General features: G+C 75.7%; 6 protein-coding genes. All 6 read right to left on the reverse strand.

The features are described 5' to 3' along the window. Positions 1-169: 169 nt before the first annotated feature. Positions 170-1,258 carry an alkene reductase gene (locus E2C05_RS06025; RefSeq protein WP_133218704.1) on the reverse strand — a complete coding sequence of 363 codons (1,089 nt, stop codon included), beginning with the start codon at positions 1,256-1,258 and terminating at the stop codon, positions 170-172. Positions 1,259-1,543: 285 nt separating this feature from the next. Continuing rightward, positions 1,544-2,662, reverse strand: coding sequence for an alanine dehydrogenase (gene ald, locus E2C05_RS06030; protein ID WP_133218705.1), 1,119 nt, complete (start codon positions 2,660-2,662; stop codon positions 1,544-1,546). A gap of 87 nt (positions 2,663-2,749) precedes the next feature. Continuing rightward, positions 2,750-3,820 (reverse strand): hypothetical protein, encoded by a 1,071-nt coding sequence (locus E2C05_RS06035; protein WP_133218706.1) that lies wholly within the window; start codon positions 3,818-3,820, stop codon positions 2,750-2,752. Between the two features lie 170 nt (positions 3,821-3,990). Beyond that, complete coding sequence (locus E2C05_RS06040; protein WP_133218707.1) at positions 3,991-4,341, reverse strand: DMT family protein; 351 nt, start codon at positions 4,339-4,341, stop codon at positions 3,991-3,993. A gap of 31 nt (positions 4,342-4,372) precedes the next feature. Further along, positions 4,373-5,071 carry a LysE family transporter gene (locus tag E2C05_RS06045; RefSeq protein WP_133218708.1) on the reverse strand — a complete coding sequence of 233 codons (699 nt, stop codon included), beginning with the start codon at positions 5,069-5,071 and terminating at the stop codon, positions 4,373-4,375. A gap of 72 nt (positions 5,072-5,143) precedes the next feature. Then, the gene (locus tag E2C05_RS06050; protein ID WP_133218709.1) at positions 5,144-5,959 is read right to left on the reverse strand and encodes a helix-turn-helix transcriptional regulator; all 816 of its coding nucleotides are present in this window, start codon (positions 5,957-5,959) and stop codon (positions 5,144-5,146) included. Positions 5,960-6,199: the final 240 nt, after the last annotated feature.

The raw sequence follows: 6,199 nt of genomic DNA on the forward strand, positions 1-6,199 counted from the left end.
CGGCTCCGCAGCGGGTCGAGGTGCGCCGCACGGTCAGGCGACGCCCCGCACAGGAGCATGGCGGCAACGCCCGCGCCAGGCAAAGCGCGGCGTCGCGCGCCGATGCCGTCGGGTACCGGACCCGGGGAAACGGAGGGGGTGCAGGGGGATGCCTCCCCCTGCATCGCTGTCACTCGGCCGCGCGCGCCAGCACCGGATAGTCGGTGTAGCCCTTGGCGTCGCCGCCATAGAGCGTCGCCCGGTCCGGCTCGTTCAGCGGCGCGCCGATGCGCAGGCGATCCACCAGGTCCGGGTTGGCGATGAAAGGCCGGCCGAAGGCGATGGCGTCGGCGCGGCCGTCCCGCAGCGCCGCCTCGGCCAGCGCCTTGTCGTAGCCGTTGTTGGCCAGATAGGGACCGCCGAAGGCGCGCTTCAGCGCGACGAAGTCGAAGGGGATGATGTCGCGCGGGCCGCCGGTCGCGCCTTCCACCACATGCAGATAGGCCAGGCCGAAGCGGCCCAGCGCCGCCGCCACATGGCCGAACAGCGGCTGCGGGTCGCTGTCCGCGATGTCGTTGGCCGGCGAGGCGGGGGAGATGCGCACGCCGGTGCGGTCGGCGCCGAAGGCCCGGGTCACGGCCTCGGTCACCTCCAGCAGGAAGCGGGTGCGGTTCTCGATCGACCCGCCGTAGCGGTCGGTGCGGCGGTTGGTCTTGTCGCGCAGGAACTGGTCGATGAGGTAGCCATTGGCGGCGTGGATCTCGACGCCGTCGAAGCCGGCCTGCTTCGCATTCTCCGCGGCGCGGCGGAAATCCTCGACGATGCCCGAGATCTCGTCGGTCTCCAGCGCGCGCGGCGTCGGGTGCGGCTGGAAGCCGGCTTCGGTGAAGGCCTGGCCTTCCGGCCGGATGGCGCTGGGCGCCACGGGCAGGGCGCCGCCGGGCTGCAGGCTCTCATGCGAGATGCGGCCGACATGCCAGAGCTGCAGGACCATGCGGCCGCCGGCTTGGCGCACGGCGTCCGTCACCTGGCGCCAGCCCGCCACCTGCTCCGGCGCGTGGATGCCGGGCGTATAGGCATAGCCCTGGCCCTGCGGGCTGACCTGCGTCGCCTCGGCGATGATCAGGCCGGCGGTGGCGCGCTGGCGGTAGTATTCGGCGTTCATCGCGCCCGGGATGCCCCGGCTCCCGGTGCGGCTGCGGGTCAGCGGCGCCATGACGATGCGGTTGGGCAGGGTCAGCGCGCCCAGGCGGGTGGGCTGGAACAGGTCGTTGGCCATCGGGGGGGATATCCATGCTGCGGTGCCGCGAAAGCGGCGTTGCGCGGAACCTGGGCGCGCCGCCGCGGCCGGCCAATGCGGCCGGCGGCATGGCCGCCATTCAGCGCATGAATGGAACGCCGACGGTGTCAGGCCGATGCCATCACGCTCCGGCGCGTCGTAACCACCCGGGGTTCTCCCCGGACCGTGGCGATCCGCCCGGGCCGGGGCGCGGACCCGTGATGCCGCGGCCACGGCACCACGCCCCGGGAGGCGCCTTGCCCGGCTGCCAGGCGCGACCTCGCCTCAGCCCGCCAGGGCGGCCGCCAGCGGCAGCGCCGGTTGGCCCAGCGCATGGGCGACGGCGGGGTGCACGATGCGCCCGGCCTGCACGTTCAGCCCCTGCGCGAGATGCGGGTTCGCCGCCAGCGCATGCGGAAAGCCCTTCGCCGCGATCTGCAGGGTGAAGGGCAGCGTCGCGTTGTTCAGCGCGACCGCGCTGGTGCGCGCCACCGCGCCCGGCATGTTGGTGACGCAGTAATGCACCACGCCGTCCACGACATAGGTCGGGTCGGCATGGGTGGTGGGACGCGATGTCTCGAAGCAGCCGCCCTGGTCGATGGCGACATCCACCAGCACGCTGCCCGGCCGCATGCGCGCGACCATGCCGCGGGTGACGAGGCGCGGCGCGGCCGCGCCCGGCACCAGCACGGCGCCGATGACGAGGTCGGCCTCCAGCACCGCCTGCTCCACCGAATCGGTGGTGGCGAACAGGGTGGCGACGGCGCCGCCGAACTCCCGGTCCAGCGCATCCAGCACCCGCGGGCTGCGGTCCAGCACCGTCACGCGCGCCCGCATGCCGGCGGCGATGCGGGCGGCGTTCGACCCCACCACGCCGCCGCCCAGCACCGCGACGCGGGCCGGCGGCACGCCCGGCACGCCGGAGAGCAGGATTCCGGCCCCGCCCGCCTCCTTCTCCAGGCAGCGCGCGCCGACCTGCACCGCCATGCGCCCGGCCACCTCGCTCATCGGCGCCAGCAGCGGCAGGCCGCCCTGCGGGTCCGTCACCGTCTCGTAGGCGATGGCGGTGCAGCCGCTCTCCATCAGGCCCTGCGCCTGGGCCGGATCGGGGGCGAGGTGGAGATAGGTGAACAGCACCTGCCCGAGGCGAAGCCGGCGCCATTCCTCCGGCTGCGGCTCCTTCACCTTCACGACCAGGTCGGCGCGGGCGAAGACCGCGGCGGCATCGGCCACGACCTCGGCGCCGGCGGCCGCATAGGCCTCGTCCGGGAAGCCGATGCCGGCGCCGGCGCCCGCCTCCACCAGCACCTGATGGCCCTGCGCGACCAGTTCCCGCACCGAGGCGGGAACGAGGCCGACGCGGTATTCGTGGATCTTCACTTCCTTCGGCACGCCAACCAGCATCGCCGCTTCCCCCCTGCGTCGGGCCCCGAACGCCGCGGATGGGCCGGGCGTTGTCCGCGCCGCGCGGTCACGCCGCCGCGCGGGGCCTCAGGGCCCGGCGCGGGCGCCGGCCAGGTCCTCCCCGGCCAGCAGCCGGCCGGACATGCGCTGCAGCTCGGCGCGGATCTCCTCCCCGGCGAAGGGCAGCACCTCGGGCAGGGTCAGCCGCGTCAGCTCGTCGAACAGCTCGTCCGTGCGGCGCAGCGTGCGGGCCAAGTCCTGCGTCACCTGCACGGTGCGGTGGGTGTTGCGGGCGAGCGCGAGGTCGGACCGCGTGCGCAGCACCGCCTGCGCCAGCCGCTGCAGCTTCTGCCGGAAGCGGTCCTGGGCGATGGCGATGGCGGCCAGCGCGGTGCGCTGCGCCGCCTCGTTCGCATCCAGCAGGGCGCGGCGGGCGGCGTCGCGCTCGGCGGTGCGGAGCTTCACCGTCTCCCGCAGCAGGCTGCGCGTCTCCGCCTGGCGGGCGAGGATGGCGGGGACATGCCCGTCGCGGATGCGGGCGACGACGCGTTCCTGCACCGCCAGCAGGGTTTCCAGGAACAGCACGGCATAGCCGTAGTAGCGGGCGGCGGAATCGGGGTCGGAGCGGTCGGGCAGCAGCGTCTCCAGCGCATGCATCACCTCCCGCAGGCTGGCGACGCAGGCGATCAGGCCGATGTCGTCGTCGCCGCCGGGCAGCAGCGCCAGCGCCTCCAGCTGTTCCTCGGCAAGCGGCACCCGCGCCTCCTGGAAGGCCAGGCGCAGCCCGTCGCGGGCGGCGGCCAGTTCCCGCACCGCCGCGGCGGTGGCGGCGGCGGTCCTCTGCACCTCGGGGTCGGTGGCCACGGCCTGGGCGCCGGCCCGCTCCCGCGCCAGCGCCTCGGCCTGCTGGGCGGCGCGCAGCGCGGCCTCGGCGGCGCGGAGCCGGTCGCGGGCGGCGACCAGCGGCCCGGCCTCCAGCAGGGCGATCATCTCGCGCTGCAGCACCTCCAGGTCGCGTTCCGCCCGGGGGCGGTCGCGGCCGAACCAGGCGCGGTCCGGCAGGGTGTCCAGCTCGGCCCGCACCTCCTCCATCCGGCGCGCGAGCGCGATGGCCTTCGCGTCCCGCGGCGGGTCGGGGCGCGCGAAGGGCCACTTCATCCGGCGGAATCCGGGGCACGGGGCATGCCGAAGAGGTGGCAGCAAAGCAGGGGGCGGCGCAAGGCTGCTCCGCCCCTGCCGGCGCGGTTTGCGCGCCCCGACGACCGCGCGAACCGCCGCGGGTCACCGGTCGCGGAACGGGTCCGCGCCGCAGTCCGCGCCGGCGCGGATCAATCGACCGGGAGGAAGACGAAGACCACGGCGGCCACCAGGCAGGCCATGGCGGCCAGGTAGGTCCAGCGCAGGGGCTCCCCCAGCACCAGCACGCTGAAGCCGGCGAAGACGGCCAGGGTGATCACCTCCTGCATCACCTTCAGCTGCTGCCCGGTATAGGCGCCGCCGGCATAGCCGATGCGGTTGGCCGGCACCGCCAGGCAGTATTCGAAGAAGGCGATGCCCCAGGAGACGAGGATGGCCGTCAGCATGGTCCAGGCCGGCCGCTTCAGGTGGCCGTACCAGGCGATAGTCATGATGACGTTCGAGGCGAGCAGGAGGAGGGGCGTTGCGATCCATGGTGACATGCGGGCGTCCTTGGCCTGGCGGCCCGGCAGACTACAGGCCGGGCAGGCCGCGCGCTGCGCCCAGCGCCGCCACGGCGCCGAAGGCCGCCAGGGCGACGGCGCATCCGATATGCAGCGCGCGATGCAGGCCCGGCGTCAGGATGGCGCGGCACCAGGCGACGATGCCCGCCGCCGCGAAGCACCAGGCGAGGGAGGACGCGGCGAAGCCGCCGAGGAACACGGCCGCCTCCGGCGTCAGCAGGTCCGTCACGCCCAGGGCCGCCATGGGCGCGGCCAGCGCGGCCCAGAAGGAGATGTTCTGCGGGTTGGACAGGGACATCGCCGCCCCGGCGGCGAGGGCGCCGCGGCCGGCGGCGGCGCCATGGCCCGCGACGAAGCCACCCGGCCGGCGCGCATCCCGCCACGCACCCCAGGCGAGCCAGAGCAGGACCCCGGCCCCGGCGAGTTCGAGCGGCAGGCGGAGGACCGGCACGGACAGCGCGGCACCCGCCCCCGCGAGGCCGAGGACCGCCCAGCCCAGGTCACCGGCGAGCGACCCGACCTGCACCGCGAAGGCCGGCCGGAACCCTCCGCGCAGGCCGCGCCGCAGCGTCTCCGCCGTCACCGGGCCCGGGGCGGCATTGAAGGCCAGGCCGAACAGGAAGGCGGCGGCGAACAGGGTCAGCATCGGGGTCCCCGGCAAGGCGCGGATGGCGGCTGGATCGAAGGGCGGCGTCGGGCGGCGCGGCATGCGGGCCGCGGCGCGATCCGTTCTGCCGCGGCGGGATCGGCCGGTCTTGAACGGGATTGATCCGCCGCGCGATCAGGTGCGGGCGCGATACCGCCCGGGCGTGGTGCCCATGGCCTGGCGGAAGGCGCGGGTCAGATGCGCCTGGTCGGCGAAGCCGAGCATGGCGGCCACCTCGGCCGGCGGCATGCCCCGGCGCAGCCAGGTGCGGGCCCGCGCGACCCGGCGCTGCAGCGCCCAGGCCATGGGCGGCATCCCATGCACCGCGCCGAAGCGGCGGACGAGGTGTTCCCGCGACACGCCGACCTCGGCGGCGACCGCCGCGAGGGAAGGCGGGTTGCCCAGGCGGTCGAGCAGCATGGCCGCGGCGCGCCGGACCACCGCATCGCCCGGTGGCGCCGGGCGGGCCGTCGCCCCGCCGCCGACCGTCGCGGCCAGGATCGCCACGGCGATCTCCTCCGCCCGGCCGTCCTCCGCGCCATCCTCCGTCCCGTCCGGCCCGGCGATCATCCGCCCGAGTTCGGCGAACCGCCGGAGCAGGACGGGATCGCGCCGCACCGGGGCGCCCAGCGGCGGCGGCGCGGGCAGGCCGAGCGCCTGCGCCACGAAGGCGGGCTCGGCATAGAGGCTCACGAAGCGCCAGCGGCTGCCGGCGCCGGCCATGCCCTGGCTCGCCTGCAGGGCGCCGGGATCGTAGGCGGTGACGTCGCCCGCCGCCGCCTCCAGCCAGCGGCCATCCAGCCAGATGCGCTCCGCGCCCTCGATATTGGCGGCGATGACGAAGTCGTCATGCGTATGCCTGGGGAAGGTGGCGCCGGCGCCGGTCGCCTCGATCACGGCCGCCTCGAAGCCGGGGCGGCGCAGCAGGGTCTGGGAGAAGCCGGTGCCCATCCGGCGGGGCTATCATCGCACCCGCCGCCGCGTCGAGAGGCCCTGACCCCGCCTCCCTCGGCCGCCGCGCCGGGCGGACCCGATGGCTGGCCCGTGGCGCTGCCGGTCGGGGGTCGCGGGCGCGTCCGGCAGACGCCGGCGCGCGACGGCCCGGTTCGCGGCACGGGGGCCCTCTCCCCGCCAATGCGCGCGGAAGCACGCCGCGGCCCGGCGGCGCGGCCGCGGGCCGGTGCCCGCACG

The organism is Paracraurococcus ruber, assembly GCF_004353985.1.
Taxonomy (GTDB): Bacteria; Pseudomonadota; Alphaproteobacteria; order Acetobacterales; family Acetobacteraceae; genus Paracraurococcus; species Paracraurococcus ruber.

Bases quoted from the DNA above. Each gene is read 5' to 3' on its own strand.
- E2C05_RS06025 (WP_133218704.1), bottom strand. From the start codon at position 1,258: ATGGCCAACGACCTGTTCCAGCCCACCCGCCTGGGCGCGCTGACCCTG.
- ald (WP_133218705.1), bottom strand. From the start codon at position 2,662: ATGCTGGTTGGCGTGCCGAAGGAAGTGAAGATCCACGAATACCGCGTC.
- E2C05_RS06035 (WP_133218706.1), bottom strand. From the start codon at position 3,820: ATGAAGTGGCCCTTCGCGCGCCCCGACCCGCCGCGGGACGCGAAGGCC.
- E2C05_RS06040 (WP_133218707.1), bottom strand. From the start codon at position 4,341: ATGTCACCATGGATCGCAACGCCCCTCCTCCTGCTCGCCTCGAACGTC.
- E2C05_RS06045 (WP_133218708.1), bottom strand. From the start codon at position 5,071: ATGCCGCGCCGCCCGACGCCGCCCTTCGATCCAGCCGCCATCCGCGCC.
- E2C05_RS06050 (WP_133218709.1), bottom strand. From the start codon at position 5,959: ATGGGCACCGGCTTCTCCCAGACCCTGCTGCGCCGCCCCGGCTTCGAG.